Origin of the sequence: Streptomyces sp. NPDC091282, from assembly GCF_044757385.1 — a bacterium.
In the GTDB taxonomy this organism is placed as follows: Bacteria; Actinomycetota; Actinomycetes; order Streptomycetales; family Streptomycetaceae; genus Streptomyces; species Streptomyces gramineus.
Window position 1 is genome coordinate 668,261 of record NZ_JBIVUX010000005.1, and the last position, 16,159, is coordinate 684,419.

Here is a 16,159-nt window from a genome sequence, read left to right on the forward strand (position 1 = left end):
TAGCGTGCGCGGGTGGAGGAACTCAAGGGCGTGTCCTGGCCGCCCGCACCGATCAGGACCGAGCGTCTCCTGCTCCGTGAGCCCGAGGGCCGCGACCGCGAGACCTTCGTCGAACTGCTCGCCTCGCCGGAGGTGCACACCTACCTCGGCGGACCCCGGCCCCGCGCCGAGCTGGAGCGCGAGCTGCCCGCGGTGCCCGAGCGGCGGACCGGGAGCTTCGTCGTCGAACTCGACGGGGCGATGATCGGCCTGATCCTGCTCAGGCGGGCGACGGGACACAGCCGTCCGGCCGCCGCGGACAAGACCGACCTCGGCTACCTGTTCCTGCCGCGGGCGTGGGGGTCCGGGTACGGGTACGAGGCGTGCTCGGCGGCGCTCGGCTGGCTCGCTCAGGCGCTTCCCGGCGAACCGGTGGTGCTCACCACCCAGAGCGCCAACGCCCCTTCGATGCGGCTCGCGGCGAAACTCGGGTTCACCGAGATGGAGCGGTTCGAGGCCTGGGGAGCGCAGCAGTGGCTCGGCCTGCGCTCCGCCGTCCCGCCGGCCGGCTGACCGGACGGCGGGTCAGACCGCGGTCGGCTCCGGGGCCGGGCTCTCCTCGTCCGGCACCAGGCCGAGCGCCGCGTCCCGGGCGAACTCCACCTCGCGGCGCAGCAGCCGGAACCACATGAACACCGTGAACCCCGCGAACACGAACCACTCGCCGGTGTAGCCGAGGTTCTGGAACGCCTTCAGGTCCAGCCCCGAGTTGTCCGGCGCGGTCGCCGGCACCGCCGTCATGCCCGCGTCGGCCTTGTCGAGCGTGATCCACGCGTCGTACACCGGGTACGGCACGAGGTTCACCAGCGAGGCCGCGCTGATCGCCGCCGTCTGCCCGGACGGCAGCCCGCCCTGAGTGCTGACGCCGTTGTCGCCGGGGGTCTCGGAGGCCTGCAGCGCGCCGGTGACGGTGACCTCGCCGGACGGCGGCGCGGGCACCTCGGCGGCGTCAGCCCTGCCGGGCAGCCAGCCGCGGACGACGGGCAGGGCGCGGCCGGAGTCGGTGCGCAGCAGGGCCAGGACGTAGAAGCCGTCCCTGTCGTCGAGTTGCCGGTCGGGGACCAGCAGCTGCTCGGCGTACCGGCCGCTGACGGTGGCCCGCCTGCCGGAGGTCGACTGGTCGACGGGGAGCAGGTCGGCGAGCGGACGGGCCGCTTCCGTCCGGGCGTCCGCCACCTGCTTGTCGGCGCTGCGGTGCGCCTCGACCCGCGACTCGAAGCGGCTCAGCTGCCAGGACCCCATGAAGATGCAGAACGGGATGGCGAGCAGCACGAAGACGTTGATGCCCCACCAGCGGGGTGTCAGCAGGAAGCGGTACACGCCTTCCACGGTACGGGTCGCTCGGCGGTGAGCCGGGATCGGGGTCGGCGCGGACGGGCGTCGGCTCGCAAAGTTGTCCACAGGCTGAGGACGCCCGCCAGCGCGTCAGGGGCGGGTGCGGGCACTATGGGGCCATGACTGCGGCCATGAGTGAGAGCGACATGCCGGACTGGGAGAAGCGCTTCCGCGCCCCTCGGGTCTCCCTGCCGGACTGGGCGGAGGACGCCCCCGACCGTTCCCTGTTCGTGTCGAACGCGACGGGGACGTATGAGCTGTACGCCTGGGACCGCGCGAGCGGAGAGCAGCGCCAGGCGACGAACCGGCCGAACGGCACGACGGACGGGCTGCTCTCCCCGGACGGCGCGTGGATCTGGTGGTTCGACGACAAGGACGGCGACGAGTTCGGCGTCTGGCGCCGCCAGCCCTTCGGCGGCGGCGCCGACGAGGAGGCGGCACCGGGCCTGGAGCCGTCCTACCCCTCGGGCCTGGCGCTGGGCCGGGACGGCAGCACGGCGGTCGTGGGCCGCTCCACCGACGACGAGGGTACGACGATCTACCTGGTCAGAGCGGGGCACAAGCCGCGGGAGATCTACCGTCACCATGAGTCGGCGGGCGTCGGCGACCTCTCCCACGACGGCTCGCTGATCGCCGTCGAGCACACCGAGCACGGCGACGCCATGCACTCGGCGCTGCGCGTGATCCGCCCGGACGCCACGCAGGTCGCCGAGCTGGACGACACCCGGGGCGGTGTGGAGGAACTGGGCCTGGAGGTCCTGGGCTTCGCCCCGGTCGAGGGCGATCCGCGGCTGCTCATCGGCCACCAGCGGCGCGGCCGCTGGGAGCCGCTGGTCTGGGACGTGCTGACCGGCGAGCAGACGGACCTGACCCTCGACCTGCCGGGCGACGTGAGCGCGGAGTGGTATCCGGACGGCAGCGCGCTGCTGATCGTCCACAGCCACGAGGCCCGCAGCGAACTGTTCCACTACGACCTGGCGGCGCACGAACTGACCGCGATCCCGACCCCGGCCGGTTCGGTCTCCGGGGCGACGGCGCGGCCCGACGGAAGCGTCGAGTACCTCTGGTCCTCGGCCGCCGAGCCGCCGGTGGTGCGCTCGACGACGGGCGAGGTGGTCCTGGACCCGCCGGGCATGAAGTGCCCGCCGTCCGTGCCGGTCTCGGACGCCTGGGTGGAGGGGCCCGGCGGCCGGATCCACGCGCTGATCCAGAAGCCGGCGGGAGCGCAGGGGCCGCTGCCGACCGTCTTCGACCTGCACGGCGGCCCGACCTGGCACGACAGCGACAGCTTCGCGGCGGGCCCGGCGGCCTGGGTCGACCACGGCTACGCGGTGGTCCGCATCAACTACCGGGGCTCCACGGGCTACGGCCGGGCCTGGACGGACGCGCTGAAGCACCGGGTGGGCCTGATCGAGCTGGAGGACGTGGCGGCGGTCCGGGACTGGGCGGTCGAGTCCGGCCTCGCGGACCCGGACCGGCTGGTCCTCACCGGCGGCTCCTGGGGCGGCTACCTGACGCTGCTCGGCCTCGGCACCCAGCCGGAGTCCTGGGCGGTGGGCATCGCGGTCGTCCCGGTCGCCGACTACGTCACGGCCTACCACGACGAGATGGAGGCGCTGAAGGCGATGGACCGCACGCTGCTGGGCGGTACGCCGGAGGAGGTCCCGGACCGTTTCGCCGCCAGCTCGCCGCTGACCTACGTCGACGACGTGAAGGCCCCGGTCTACATCTCGGCCGGTGTCAACGACCCCCGCTGCCCCATCCGGCAGATCGACAACTACGTCGCCCGCCTCGCGGCCCGCTCGGCCCCGCACGAGGTCTACCGCTACGACGCGGGCCACGGCTCCCTGGTGGTCGACGAACGGATCAAGCAGCTGCGGCTGGAGATGGAGTTCGCGGAGAGCCACCTCACGCCCGCGGCGGCCGCACCGACGGAGTGAACGACCGGCCCGGCCCGCACCCGGCGCCCCGAGGAGCGGCGTCCGGGTGAGCCGGGCCGGCTCCGCCCGGCCGGCGGCCCGTGCGGGCGCGGGGAACGGCGCGACCGGCCACGACGACCCGCACGGGACGGCGTCACCGCGCCCCGCCCACCGCCCCGCCCACCGGCCCGTCCGCCCGGCTCTCAGCCGAGCGAGCCGGCCGGGTGGGCGGGCGGCACCCGGCCGGACAGCTCCGCCAGCCCCCGGCGAGTGACCGCCACCACCACCCGGTCCCCGTCCCGCAGCACCCGGTCCCCGGCGACCTGCGGCTGCCCTTCGAGCGCCAGCACCCGCCACGACCCGGCCCGGAACGCCCCGTCCACGGTCCGCCCCTCCAGCTGCGGATGCCCGCCGACGTCCACGGCCGCCACCAGCAGCACCTTGCGCTCCACCGGGATCGCCCCGAGGATCTGCCGCCCCAGCATCGCCCCCGCGAAGGACGGCGCCGCCAGGTAGGAGACGCTCCGGCTCCGGGTGACCGCCCGCGGATGCGCGGCACGCAGCGTCCGGTACACGGCCGTCGCGAAGTCGTCGTCGTACAGCCGCAGGACCGCCTTCAGGTCCGGCCGGACCGCCCGCGCGTACAGCACGGCCTCCAGGTTCGTGGTGTCCGCGCTGGTCACCGCGAGCAGCGCCTGCGCCCGATGGATCTTGGCGGCCTCCAGGACGCCTTCCTGGGTGACGTCCCCGAGCACCACCGGCACCCGCAGCCGCCGGGCCACCGCCAGCCCGCGGGCCTCCGGATCGGACTCGACGCACACCACGGGCACGTGCAGTTCGCGCAGGCGCGTCAGCACCCGTGTCCCGATCTTCCCGAGCCCCAGCAGCACCACGTGCCCGCTCAGCCCCCGGGGCGGCTTGCGCAGCGCGGACGCCGTCCGGAAGGTGCCCAGCGCCTCCAGCACGGCCGCCAGCAGCACCGGCAGCAGCAGCAACCCCATGAGCCCGGTGAGCAGTTGGAGGATCTGGCGCCCCAGCGACTGTCCGACCGCGGGATCGTCGATGGCGAACAGGTCGAGGAGCGTGTAGTAGAAGGCCCGGACCGGATGGATGCCCGTCACCACCGACAGCGCGACGGCGAGCGCGACCACGCATCCCACGACCCCGGCCAGCGACCACCGCAGCCGCCGCGAGAACAGCGAGGCGAGCACCGGCAGGACCCCGACCCGGCGCCGGTCCTGCGCCGCCGCCGCGGACGAGGACGAGGAGACCTGCTCCAGCACCATCACGCCGCGGTCGCCGGCGTCGCGCACCTCCGCGTCGTCGGGCAGCAGCCGCGGGCCCTGGTCACCGGCGCCCTCCATCGGCGCGACATTGGTGTTGTTCAGCGAGAACAGCGCCAGCGTGCACAGCCCGCGGCCGGCGTCCGCTCCGGCGAGGGCGCCCGGCGGCAGGTCCACCGCCCGCAGCACCAGCCCGTCCGTCTGGATGACCTTGCCGGTGCCGGCGAGCGCGGTGGCGGCCAGCGCGGGCGCGGCGGTGTCGGCGTCGGAGAGCACGGTCGTGGACGTGTCGCCCGCACCGCCGTCCCCGTCACCGACCGCCAGCACGGCCGCCTGGTCCAGGAGTTCCTCGATGTGCTGGCCCAACCGCCGGTTGTAGAGCCGCAGGACCAGCCGGAGCCGCGGGTTCAGCCGGCGGGCGGTGAGGGCGGCCCGGATGTTGGTCTCGTCGTCGTCGTACACCAGGGCGAGCGCGGCGGCCCGCTCCACGCCCGCCTCGGCGAGCACCGTCTCGGTGGCCTCGACGGCCTCCAGCACGCGTTCACCGCGCGGGCCCTCACCGGCGGCCGGTCCGGAACCGGCCGTGGTGCCACCGCCGTTGCCGTTGCCGTTGGCCCGTCCGACGGCGGCGCTGACCACCCGGTCCAGGAGCGCGGCCGAGGCGGCGCGGGCCCGTCCGACCACCGGAGGCCTGGCGATCCGCACGTTCGGAGGCACGACAAGGGTGACCTGTTCGCCGTACACGACGCGCAACTCGGCCGCCAGCCGGTGCGCGAGCCCGTCGTCCCCGCACACCACCATGTGCGCCGGGGCGCCACCACCTTGATACGGAACGCTCGCCACAAGGGAAAAGACTGCCTCAACGGCGTGCATGGTTCCAGCAACGAGGTGAACGGCCGCCGCCGCCCGCCCGTAGGGAAGAGGAGGGAGCACCCTCCCGGATCTGAACGAAGTGCCGGAGGTATCGGACCCGTGGCCATCACCGAGAAAGCCGCCCCGTCCGGCGGCGCGCCCGGCGACGGGACCGCGGGCCCCGAACCCGCCCGCACCCCGCCCGCCCAGGACGGCTGGCACCTCAGCTCGCCGCTGGCCCTGACCCTGCTCCTCGTCCTGGTCGTGGTGTTCCAGGGGCCGGTCCGCGGCGCGCTGTCACGCCCGGTGATGCAGAGCTGGATGACGGTGTTCGTGGCGGTCGTCGTCCAGGCGCTGCCCTTCCTCGTCCTCGGTGTGCTGCTCTCGGCGGCGATCGCGGTCTTCGTGCCGCCGTCCTTCTTCGCCCGCGCCCTGCCCGGCCGTACCGCGCTGGCCGTTCCGGTCGCCGGTCTGGCCGGTGCCGTGCTGCCGGGCTGCGAATGCGCGTCCGTGCCGGTGGCCGGCGCGCTGGTCCGCCGGGGCGTCACCCCGGCCGCGGCGATCGCCTTCCTGCTCTCCGCGCCCGCGATCAACCCGATCGTGCTGACGGCGACGGCGGTGGCGTTCCCGCGCGACCCCGAGATGGTGGTGGGCCGGTTCGCCGGCAGCCTGCTGGTGGCCTGCGGGATGGGCTGGCTGTGGCAGCGTCTGGGCCGTACGGACTGGCTGCGCCTGCCGGCGCACGCGCACCACGAGGGCCAGACCAGGGCGGAGGCGTTCTGGGACTCGGTCCGTCACGACACCGTGCACGCGGGCGGCTTCCTGGTCCTCGGCGCGATGGCGGCGGCGACCCTGAAGGCGGTGGCCCCGGCCGAATGGCTGCGCACGGCCGCCGCCAACCCGGTGGTCGCGATCCTCGCCCTCTCGCTCCTGGCCGTGCTGCTGTCCATCTGCTCGGAGGCGGACGCGTTCGTGGCGGCGTCCCTCACCCAGTTCTCGCTCACCGCGAAGCTGGCCTTCCTGATCGTGGGCCCGATGATCGACCTCAAGCTCTTCGCGATGCAGGCGGGCACCTTCGGGCGCGGCTTCGCCCTGCGGTTCGCACCGGCCACCTTCGCCGCGGCGATCGCCGGCGCGGTCCTGACCGGGGCGGTGCTGCTGTGAACCGGCAGGCCCAGGCGGCGGTGATGTTCCTGGTGGGCGTGGCCCTGCTGCACGCGGGCGGGACCAACCTCTACCTGCGCTACGTCAAGGCGGGCCTGCAACCGCTGGTGCTGGCCGCCGGCGCCGTCCTGATCGTCTCCGCGCTGGCGACGGCCTGGTACGAGTGGAAGCGCGCCCGCGCCCGCAAGGAAGCCACGGCCACGGCCGCCCCCACGGCACCGGCCGGGACACACCCCGAGGCGGACGCGCACTCCGAGGCGCACGTCCACCCGGAACCCCGCATCTCCTGGCTGCTGGTCCTCCCCCTGCTCGCCCTGATCCTCGTCGCCCCGCCCGCGCTCGGCTCCTACAGCGCGCTGCGCACCGGAACGGCCCTGCAACAGCCGTACGGCTATCTGAAGCTGCCCGCGTCCGACCCGGTCCCGCTGAACCTGGTCGACTACGCGGGCCGCGCGGCGTACGACCACGGCCGGTCGCTCGCCGGCCGCCAGGTCCGGATCGCCGGTTTCGTCGCCGTCGACTCGTCCGGCACCCCGTATCTCGTCCGCATGGCCCTCAACTGCTGCGCGGCGGACGCCCAGCCGGTGAAGGTCGGCCTCACCGGCACGATCCCCCCGGTGCTCCAGCCGGACGCCTGGCTCCAGGTGACGGGCACCTACACGACCAAGCGGAGCCGCGACCCGGTGAACAACGGCCCGATCCCGTTCATCAAGGTCACCGAGGCCAGGCCGATCCCGACCCCGGCGGACCCGTACGACGAGACCTGGAACAACTGACGGGCCCGGTGGGTGCCGTACGGGCCCCGCCGAGAGCCGTCTCAGGCGCGGTGGACCGTGTCCGGTTCCTCCGCGCCGGCCTGGGCGGGGATCATGGCGTCGGCCGGCAGGGGCTCGGCGGTCGTGGACCGGCCGGTGAGGCGGCGGGCCAGGGGTTCGGTGTAGCGGGCGGTGAGCGGGCCGAGGACGACGAGGATCAGGACGTAGGCCGTGGCCAGCGGGCCCAGGGACGGTTCGATGCCGGCGGTGACGGCCAGGCCCGCGATGACGATGGAGAACTCGCCGCGGGCGACCAGGGTGCCGCCGGCCCGCCAGCGGCCCTTGGCGGAGATACCGGCGCGCCGGGCGGCCCAGTACCCGGTGGCGATCTTCGTCAGCGCGGTGACCACCGCCAGCGCGAGCGCGGGCAGCAGCACCGGCGGAATGCTCGCCGGGTCGGTGTGCAGGCCGAAGAAGACGAAGAAGACGGCGGCGAACAGGTCCCGCAGCGGCGAGAGCAGATGGTGGGCGCCCTCCGCCACCTCGCCGGAGAGCGCGATGCCGACGAGGAACGCGCCGACGGCCGCGGACACCTGGAGCTGCTGCGCGATCCCGGCGACCAGCAGGGTCAGGCCGAGCACCACCAGGAGCAGCTTCTCCGAGTCGTCGCTGGAGACGAACCGGGAGATGTGGCGGCCGTAGCGCACCGCCACCAGCAGCACCAGCCCGGCCACGCCGAGGGCGATCGCCAGCGTGAGGCTGCCCGCGGCCAGGCCGGCACCGGCGAGCAGCGCGGTCACGATCGGCAGGTAGACCGCCATGGACAGGTCTTCGAGGACCAGGATGCTCAGGATCACCGGGGTCTCCCGGTTGCCGAGCCGCCCGAGGTCGCCGAGGACCTTGGCGATGACCCCGGACGACGAGATCCAGGTGACACCGGCCAGCACCACGGCCGCCACCGGGCCCCAGCCCAGCAGCAGGGCCATGGCGGCGCCGGGCAGCGCGTTGAGCGCGGCGTCGACCAGGCCCGCCGGGTACTGGGTCTTGAGGTTGGAGACGAGATCGCTGGCCGTGTACTCCAGGCCGAGCATCAGCAGCAGCAGGACGACACCGATCTCGGCGCCGATCGCGACGAACTCCTCGCTGGTGCCGAGCGGGTAGATGCCGCCGTTGCCGAAGGCGAGACCGGCCAGCAGGTAGAGGGGGATGGGCGAGAACTGGAGGCGTCCGGCGAGCCGGCCGAGCAGGCCCAGGCCGAGGATGATCGCCCCGAACTCGATCAGGAAGACGGCGGAGTCGTGCACGGAGGCCTCACTCCCGCCCGAGTATGACGGCGGCCGCGTCGACGCCTTCGCGGGTGCCGATCACGATGAGCGTGTCCCCGCCGGCCAGCCGGAAGTCGGGCGCGGGGGAGGGGACGGCCTCGGCGCGGCGCAGCACGGCCACGATGGACACCCCCGTCTCGGTGCGCATCCGGGTCTCGCCGAGGAGCCTGCCGTTCCAGTACGACGTGGCGCCCAGCTCGATCCGCTCGGCCACCAGGCCCAGGTCGGTGGTGGAGAGCAGGTTCGGGCTGTGGTGGGTCGGCATCAGCGCGTCGATGAGCGCGTCCGTCTCACCGGAGGACAGCCGTACCGACAGGGCGCAGGCGTCGGGGTCGTCCTGGTGGTAGGCGCTCACGATCCGCGAGCCGTCGCGGTGCGCGACCACGGAGAGTCTGCGCTGTTCCCGTGTGGTGAGGTCGTACCGCACACCGATTCCCGGCAACGGCGTCCTGCTCAGGCGTGGAGCCCCCAAGGCTGTCTCCTGTATCTCGTCGGTCTCGTTCCGCAGTCCCTTTGCGATTTCTTTAACGACACCCTAACGGTCCAGCGGGTGTCGCGGGATCTGCGGACGGGACGGACGAGCGGGCGGGGGCGGCCGTCAGTCCGGGTAGCGGGCGTAGCAGTCCAGGGCCGGGTGGTACAGGACCTCCCAGGTGCGGCCCTCGATCACGCCGCTCTCCGGGAGGCCGTGGCAGACCTGGATCCACTCGACCTTCTTCAGCGTCAGGTCGCCGTAGCGCCCGTCGGCGGCCAGCTTCGGCGGCACGCCGCCCCAGGCGTTGCTGAGGCACTGCGCCTGCCGGACCGCGGCGCCGGTGCTGCCGTAGGTGAGGGTGGGCCGGTAGTCCGAGGACACGTAGGAACAGCGGCCCTCGGTGCCGGCCGCGGCCGTGTGCGGCACGGCCAGGCCCAGTGCGGCGGCCGCGCCCAGTGCCGCGGCCGTGGTGAGCAGTCGGTTCCGTCGCATGCGCGCTCCTTCAAGGCCGACTCCTGCCATGGTCGCGCGCGGGCGGTGACCTCCGCGAGTCGGACACGGACCGGACACGGGGCTCTGCCTCGCCGCCGCACCGGTCCGCGACTCGCCCGGACCCGCCGCGTCAGCGCGGGCGCCGCGCCCCGGGGGCCGACGCGAGGGGGCCGGCCGGCCCCGCGACGTCCTCCCGCGCGGTCCGGTCCGCCGTCCCGGCCGCCGCCCGGAGGCCCGCGGTCCGGCGGTCGCGGACGGCGACCGTCACGCCGAGCAGCGCCGCTCCCAGGCAGCCGAGCACGATGACGGCGGACGGCGCCTTCAGCATCGACAGCCCGGACCCGGTCAGCAGGACGACCAGCGCCCAGCGCACCGCGCCGCCGGCGACCCGGCTGGAGACGACGGACCCGAGCAGCACGCCCGGCACGGCGCCGATCAGGAGGGTCGCCGCGAGTCCCAGGTCGGCGTCGCCGACCAGCAGGTGGCCGAGGGCCGCGGCGGCCACCATGGGGATGGCCTGCACCAGGTCGGTGCCGACGAGATGGTTCGCCTGCAGACGCGGGTGGGCCAGCATCAGCATCACGATGATCAGGGAGCCCGAGCCCACCGAGGTCATCCCCACGATCACACCGCCCACCAGCCCGATGAGCAGCGTCGCCACCGGCCGTACCCGGACCTCGGCGTCCTCGGCGTCCTCGGATCCCGCCCCGCCGACGGCCCGACGGCGGTCCAGCCACAGCCGGGCGAGCATCCCGGCGACGGCGAGCAGCAGCGCCGTACCGACGACGTACTTGACGCGTTGCTGCAGGTCGTCGCCGTCGCCGAGGGCGCGGAGCAGGAAGACGCCGCCGAAGGCCGCCGGGACCGCGGTGGGCAGCAGCAGGCGCACGATGTCCCAGCGCACGGTGCCCGCCCGCTGGTGCACCAGCGCGCCGAACGGCTTCATGAACACGGACGCGGCCAGGTCGCTGCCGATGGCCGCCGTCGGGTTCACCCCGAACACCATGACCATGATCGGGGTCATGAGGGCGCCGCCGCCCATGCCGGTGAGGCCGACGGCGAACCCGACCAGGGCTCCCGCGAGGACGATCGGGCCGGTGGAATCCATGCGGCGGACCCTAGAGACCATTCCTATGGGAAAGATATGGAAGCGGGGTCGGGGAGCGGCACGGAACGCGGGGTCCCAGCGCCCTGAAACCGTCCGGCCCGCGCTGAAACCCGGCTGAAGCCGTGCTGAACCGCCGCGGCGGCACGCTCTGCGGCATGACGACGACAGACGACGAACTCGCCATCGAGGCCACCGCGTTGCGCAAGGCCTACGGGGACCGCACGGTCCTCGACGGCATCGACCTGCGGGTGCCGGCCGGCACGGTCTTCGCCCTCCTCGGACCGAACGGCGCCGGCAAGACCACCGCGGTCAACATCCTCTCCACCCTGATCTCCGCCGACGGCGGCGAGGCCCGGATCGCCGGCCACGACATCCGCGGGCAGGCCCAGTCGGTGCGGGCCGCCATCGGGGTCACCGGACAGTTCTCCGCCGTGGACGGCCTGATCACCGGCGAGGAGAACATGCTCCTCATGGCCGACCTGCACCACCTCCCCAGGGGCGAGGGGCGCCGGGTCATCGCCGAACTGCTGGACCGCTTCGACCTCACCGAGGCGGCGGGCAAGCCGGCGTCCACCTACTCCGGCGGCATGAAGCGCCGCCTCGACATCGCCATGACCCTGGTCGGCAGCCCGCGGATCATCTTCCTCGACGAGCCGACCACCGGCCTGGACCCGCGCTCCCGCCACACCATGTGGCAGATCATCCGCGAACTGGTCTCCGGCGGGACCACGGTCTTCCTCACCACCCAGTACCTGGAGGAGGCCGACCAGCTCGCCGACCGCATCGCGGTGCTCAACGGCGGCAGGCTCGTCGCCGAGGGCAGCGCGCAGGAACTCAAGCGGCTCGTCCCCGGCGGCCACGTACGGCTGCGGTTCTCCGACCCGGTGACCTACGAACAGGCGGCCACCGAACTGCGCGAGACCACCCGCGACGACGAGGCGCTCGTCCTCCAGGTCCCGAGCGGCGGCAGCCAGCGCGAACTGCGCGCCATCCTCGACTGGCTCGACGCGGCCGGCATCGAGGCCGACGAACTCTCCGTGCACACCCCCGACCTGGACGACGTGTTCTTCGCCCTGACCGGCACCCCCGCGGCGGCCGCCGCCTCCACCGACAAGGAGACCGTCCGATGAGCACCGCATCCCCGTCCCCGCGCGCCCACGCCCTCCGCGACAACCTCACCATGCTGCGGCGCAACCTCCTGCACGCCCGCCGCTACCCCTCCCTCACCCTGAACCTCCTGCTCACCCCGGTCGTCCTGCTGCTCCTGTTCGTCTACGTCTTCGGCAACGTGATGAGCGCCGGCATCACCGGCGGCCACGCCGACCGCTCCGACTACGTCGCCTACCTCGTCCCGGGCATCCTCTTCCTGACCCTGGCCATGACCTCGCTCGGCACCTCGGTGTCCGTGGCCACCGACATGACCGAGGGCATCATGGCCCGGTTCCGCACCATGGCCATCTCGCGGTCCTCCGTGCTGATCGGCCATGTCCTGGGCACCGTGATCCAGACGCTGATGGCGCTCGTCCTGGTCCTCGGCATCGGCCTGGCCATCGGGTTCCGGCCGGACGCGACCCCGGTGGAGTGGATCGCGGCCGTCGGCCTGATGGCGCTGGTCAGCCTCGCGCTGACCTGGATCGCGGTCGGCATCGGCCTGGCGAGCCCGAACCCCGAGGGCGCCAGCAACATGGGCTACCCGCTGGTCATGCTGCCGTTCCTGTCCAGCGCGTTCGTCCCGGTGGACGCCATGCCGGGCTGGTTCCGCTGGTTCGCCGAGTACCAGCCGTTCTCGCCCTTCATCGAGACCCTGCGCGGCCTGCTGCTGGGCAGCGGGATCGGCACGAGGAACGCGGTGCTCTCCCTCGCCTGGTGCCTGGTGCTGATCGCGCTCGGCTACCTGTGGTCCCGGGCCCAGTTCAGCCGCGAGCCCCGGCGGTGAGCTCGTGCAGGGCCGCCAGACGCAGTTGATCCCGCCCCAGGGCCGCGTACTCCGACAGCGCGTCGGCGTACGCGGCCCGGTCCGCGTCCTCGGCCGCCCGCCGGGACCTCTCCCGCGCCAGCGTCGGGACCTCCCGTACCGCGGGCAGCCGCTCCGCCAGCGCCACCAGCCGTACGGCGGCGGTGTCGCCCGCGGCCAGCCCGGCGAAGCCGAGCGCGAGCAAAGCGGCCCCGTACGCGGGGATTTCGAGCACGGAGCCGTCCGCGCCGGGGGACCGCTCCGGAAGGCCGCGCCCGCCGGGACCGTCGGCCGGTGTCCCCGACAGCATGCCGAGGAGCCGTTCCCGCAGCTGCCCGGCCAGCGCGGCCACCGGTTCGAGCCGGCCGTGCTGCGCGTGCGCCGCGAGCGCCGCCGACTGCACCTGGAGCGCCCAGGGGTCCACGAACGGATCGCCCGCGAGCACCACGGCGTCCTCCCGGATCCGCTCCACCGCCCGGCGCCACAGCCCGAGCCCGACCTCGGTCAGCCCGCGGGCCAGCGCGATCTCCGCACGGGCCACCAGATCGGGCGCGTAGACACGCGTCGACTCCGGCTGCTGGTCCATGGCCGCGAGGTCCAGCCAGTACTCCGCCTCGTCGATCTCCCCGCGCTGCAGGCAGGCGAGCACCAGCCCCCAGCGGACGCCGATCGAGTCCGGCCAGCCCTCGAACTCCTCCAGCGTCCGCAGCGCGGCCCGCAGATGGTCGTACGCCTCCTGGCCCAGGTCGGCCTGCATGCACAGTTCGCTGATCCGCCCGTGGCTCAGCAGCCGCATGGCCGGGTTGCCCAGGGTCCCCAGCGTCCCGGGCAGCCGGCGGGCGCACTCCAGGGCCCGTGCCGTGTCGTGCCCGGCCTCCCAGACGTAACTGGCGATGCTCAGCGCCGTACCCGCCAGCAGCGGCGCGTCGGAGGCGCAGAGTTCTTGAAGGCGCGTGTACTCGGGCGGCCGGATGTCCGGGGTCGCGCACAGCACCAGGGCCATCGCGCGGACGACCGTGTCCGGCGGAGCGGGCGGCAGACCGCGCAGGGTGACGAGCTGCCGTACCGCGTGCGGGCCGAGCCCCACGAAGAGCGCGCTCGTGCACACCGCCGCCGCGCTGCGGGCCGTCTCCACGTCCTCGGGGCTGTCCGGCCCCGGGCGGAAACGGGACAGCGGGCCGCCGGTCTCCGCGCACAGGGTCACCAGCCGGCCGTAGCTGGAGTCGGTGACCCACAGGGCGGCGAGCACGGCGGTGGCCGCGGCGGTGGCGGGCCCGTCGGCGCGGGCCAGCGCGTACCGCAGGGCCAGGACCAGGTTGTCCTGCTCGGCCCGGATCCGGAACCACGCGGGCAGCGGGTCGCGGCGGAACAGCGCGTCGTGATGGGCCCGCCCGAAGTCCCGGGCCCAGACCAGGAACCGGCCCGTCACCGCCTCCTCCTCACCGGCCTCGGCCCGCCGCACGGCTCCGAACTCCCGCAGCGTCTCCAGCATGTGGAAACGCACCCCGGACGGCCCCTCGCCCACCTTGAGCAGGGACTGCCCGGCCAGATGCTCCAGCAGCGCCAGCGCGTCCCCGCCCTCGCCCAGCAGGCACTCGGCCGCCTCCTCGGTGAAGCCGCCGGGGAACACCGACAGGGCGCGCAGCGCGGCCCGGCCGTCGGGCTCCAGCAGATTCCAGCTCCACTCGACCACGGCCCGCAGCGTGCGGTGCCGCTCCGGCGCGTCGCGGGCGCCGCCGCGCAGCAGCGCGAAACGGTCCGACAGGCGGCGCGCGATGTCCGCCACGGACAGCACCCGCACCCGGGCCGCGGCCAGCTCCACGGCCAGCGGCAGCCCGTCCAGGTGCCGGCAGATCTCGGCGACCCGGTCGGCGGGCAGCTCCACGCCCGGCCGGGCCGCCCGCGCGCGCTGCGTGAAGAGTTCGACCGACGTCGCCGGCGACAGCTCCGCCAGCGCGTACACGGACTCCGAGGTCAGCCCGAGCGTGGCCCGGCTGGTGACCAGGACCCGCAGCTCCCTGGACCGCGAGACCAGCGCCTGGACGAGAGCGGCGGCGCCGGAGATCACCTGCTCGCAGTTGTCCAGCACCAGCAGCGCGGGTCCGGTGCCCAGCGCGGCGACGATCCCGCTCGGCGCGTCCGCGCCCCCGCCGAACCGGCCGCCCTCCCCGGCGCCGACCGCCGAGGCCACCTCGCCGGCCACGTCGTCGTCGGCGCGGACACCGGCGAGCGACACGAAGTGCACCACGGGCTGTTCGGCGGCCCGGCTCACCGCGTGCGAGAGCCGGGTCTTGCCGAGCCCGCCCGGACCGACGACGCTGACCACCCGGGACGTCCGCAGCAGCGCGCCCACGGCGGCGACGTCCGCGTCCCGCCCGAGCAGCGGGTTCGGCTCGTGCGGCACCCCGTGCCTGACCCGGGGCACGTCCGCCCGCACCAGTTCCTGGTGCACGGACCGGAGTCCGGGCCCCGGATCGCTGCCCAGCTCGTCCCGCAGCCCGCGGCGGTAGGCGTCGTACCGGGTCAGGGCCGCGGCCCGGCCGGTGGTCGCGGCCTCGCACCGCAGCAGCTCCGCCAGCACCTCCTCGTCCCGCGGCAGCTGCCTGGCCAGCGCGGCCAGCGGCGCCACGGCCTCCGCCCGCCGCCCCAGCCGGGCCAGCGCGAGCGCCCGGGTCCTGACCAGCGCGCGCCGCGCCCCGACCCGTCCGGCGCGCAGTGCCACCAGCGGATCGTGCAGGTCCTCACCCGCGCCGGCGCCCACGTTCCCGTCCCAGAGCGCGAGTCCGGCCTCGGCCCGCGCCAGGGCACCCGCGTGGTCCCCGGCCCGTGCCCGCTCGGCGCTCGCCGCCTCGCACACCAGCAGCGCGGAGCTGTCGACCTGCGTCTCCTCCAGCGCCAGCCGGTATCCCGTCGGCGTGCTCGCGATCAGCTCGGCACCCAGCTGCGACCTGAGCCGCGACACCAGGATCTGCACGGCCTTGCCGGGCCGCTCGGGCAGCTCCTCCGCCCACAGCCCCTCCACCAGCCGGCCGGTGCTGCACCCGCCGCGCAGATCCTCCGCGAGCAGCGCCAGCAGGCCGCGCAGCCGGGGCGCGGTGATCTCCCGTCCACGACAGGCGACTCGGGGCAGCAGGATCAGGTCGGTGGTCACCCGTGCAGAGTAGCCAGGGGGCCGGTGGAACGCCGGGCGGATACCGGGCGGCGACCCCGGCACCCGCGCCCGCACCCCGTGCCCGACCCACCCGGCCGAATTCCCTTGCGTGTGAGTCCAGTTGTCCGCCTCCCACTCCCCGCCGCCCCGTCCGCGCCGAAAGCCGCATCAGCCGATCGGCCCTCAGAAACCCTCCCTGTCCCCCCGGATGGCTTCCTCGAAGGGCGCCGGGCCGGATGTCGATCTAGCCTCCGAGATGAGCGCCGAGTGGATTTTCTGACGATCCGCTCATTTTTCCCGGAGGAGG

General features: G+C 74.3%; 13 protein-coding genes. 6 read left to right on the plus strand and 7 right to left on the minus strand.

What is annotated here, in order from left to right; translation table 11 throughout:
• Positions 1 to 12: 12 nt before the first annotated feature.
• The gene (locus ACIQOE_RS26430; RefSeq protein ID WP_401414096.1) at positions 13 to 552 is read left to right on the plus strand and encodes a GNAT family N-acetyltransferase; all 540 of its coding nucleotides are present in this window, start codon (positions 13 to 15) and stop codon (positions 550 to 552) included.
• Between the two features lie 12 nt (positions 553 to 564).
• Here ACIQOE_RS26430 and ACIQOE_RS26435 read toward each other — a convergent pair whose 3' ends face one another.
• A complete protein-coding gene (locus tag ACIQOE_RS26435; protein ID WP_365560581.1) occupies positions 565 to 1,359 on the minus strand; it encodes an SURF1 family protein in 795 nt (264 codons plus the stop codon).
• A gap of 146 nt (positions 1,360 to 1,505) precedes the next feature.
• On the opposite strand from ACIQOE_RS26435, the gene ACIQOE_RS26440 reads away from it, so the two are divergent.
• On the plus strand, positions 1,506 to 3,314 hold the full coding sequence (locus tag ACIQOE_RS26440) for a prolyl oligopeptidase family serine peptidase (protein ID WP_351317483.1): 1,809 nt from the start codon (positions 1,506 to 1,508) through the stop codon (positions 3,312 to 3,314).
• 182 nt (positions 3,315 to 3,496) lie between these two features.
• Here the strand turns inward: ACIQOE_RS26440 and ACIQOE_RS26445 are convergent, their stop codons facing one another.
• Complete coding sequence (locus ACIQOE_RS26445; RefSeq protein WP_365560900.1) at positions 3,497 to 5,377, minus strand: NAD-binding protein; 1,881 nt, start codon at positions 5,375 to 5,377, stop codon at positions 3,497 to 3,499.
• A 171-nt stretch (positions 5,378 to 5,548) separates the two neighbouring features.
• Between ACIQOE_RS26445 and ACIQOE_RS26450 the strand changes: the two genes are divergently transcribed.
• Entirely contained in the window at positions 5,549 to 6,592 is a 1,044-nt protein-coding gene (locus tag ACIQOE_RS26450; protein ID WP_362643156.1) for a permease, read from the plus strand.
• Entirely contained in the window at positions 6,589 to 7,368 is a 780-nt protein-coding gene (locus tag ACIQOE_RS26455; protein WP_401414100.1) for a TIGR03943 family putative permease subunit, read from the plus strand. The genes ACIQOE_RS26450 and ACIQOE_RS26455 overlap by 4 nt, the downstream gene beginning before the upstream one ends.
• A gap of 41 nt (positions 7,369 to 7,409) precedes the next feature.
• Here the strand turns inward: ACIQOE_RS26455 and ACIQOE_RS26460 are convergent, their stop codons facing one another.
• The 4 genes from ACIQOE_RS26460 to ACIQOE_RS26475 all read right to left on the minus strand — a co-directional run bounded on the left by ACIQOE_RS26460 (position 7,410) and on the right by ACIQOE_RS26475 (position 10,747).
• Positions 7,410 to 8,651 (minus strand): cation:proton antiporter, encoded by a 1,242-nt coding sequence (locus ACIQOE_RS26460; protein WP_365560575.1) that lies wholly within the window; start codon positions 8,649 to 8,651, stop codon positions 7,410 to 7,412.
• Between the two features lie 7 nt (positions 8,652 to 8,658).
• Positions 8,659 to 9,144: a TrkA C-terminal domain-containing protein gene (locus ACIQOE_RS26465; RefSeq protein ID WP_351317495.1), complete on the minus strand. Its 486-nt coding sequence runs from the start codon at positions 9,142 to 9,144 to the stop codon at positions 8,659 to 8,661.
• 126 nt (positions 9,145 to 9,270) lie between these two features.
• Positions 9,271 to 9,639 carry a peptidoglycan-binding domain-containing protein gene (locus tag ACIQOE_RS26470; protein WP_362643153.1) on the minus strand — a complete coding sequence of 123 codons (369 nt, stop codon included), beginning with the start codon at positions 9,637 to 9,639 and terminating at the stop codon, positions 9,271 to 9,273.
• A gap of 130 nt (positions 9,640 to 9,769) precedes the next feature.
• The gene (locus tag ACIQOE_RS26475) at positions 9,770 to 10,747 is read right to left on the minus strand and encodes a sulfite exporter TauE/SafE family protein (RefSeq protein ID WP_401414103.1); all 978 of its coding nucleotides are present in this window, start codon (positions 10,745 to 10,747) and stop codon (positions 9,770 to 9,772) included.
• A gap of 155 nt (positions 10,748 to 10,902) precedes the next feature.
• Here ACIQOE_RS26475 and ACIQOE_RS26480 point away from each other — a divergent pair, with 155 nt between their 5' ends.
• Entirely contained in the window at positions 10,903 to 11,877 is a 975-nt protein-coding gene (locus ACIQOE_RS26480) for an ATP-binding cassette domain-containing protein (RefSeq protein ID WP_351317504.1), read from the plus strand.
• Positions 11,874 to 12,683, plus strand: coding sequence for an ABC transporter permease (locus ACIQOE_RS26485; protein WP_401414105.1), 810 nt, complete (start codon positions 11,874 to 11,876; stop codon positions 12,681 to 12,683). The genes ACIQOE_RS26480 and ACIQOE_RS26485 overlap by 4 nt, the downstream gene beginning before the upstream one ends.
• Here ACIQOE_RS26485 and ACIQOE_RS26490 read toward each other — a convergent pair.
• The gene (locus ACIQOE_RS26490; RefSeq protein ID WP_401414107.1) at positions 12,661 to 15,852 is read right to left on the minus strand and encodes an ATP-binding protein; all 3,192 of its coding nucleotides are present in this window, start codon (positions 15,850 to 15,852) and stop codon (positions 12,661 to 12,663) included. The two genes, ACIQOE_RS26485 and ACIQOE_RS26490, sit on opposite strands and share 23 nt — an antisense overlap.
• Positions 15,853 to 16,159: the final 307 nt, after the last annotated feature.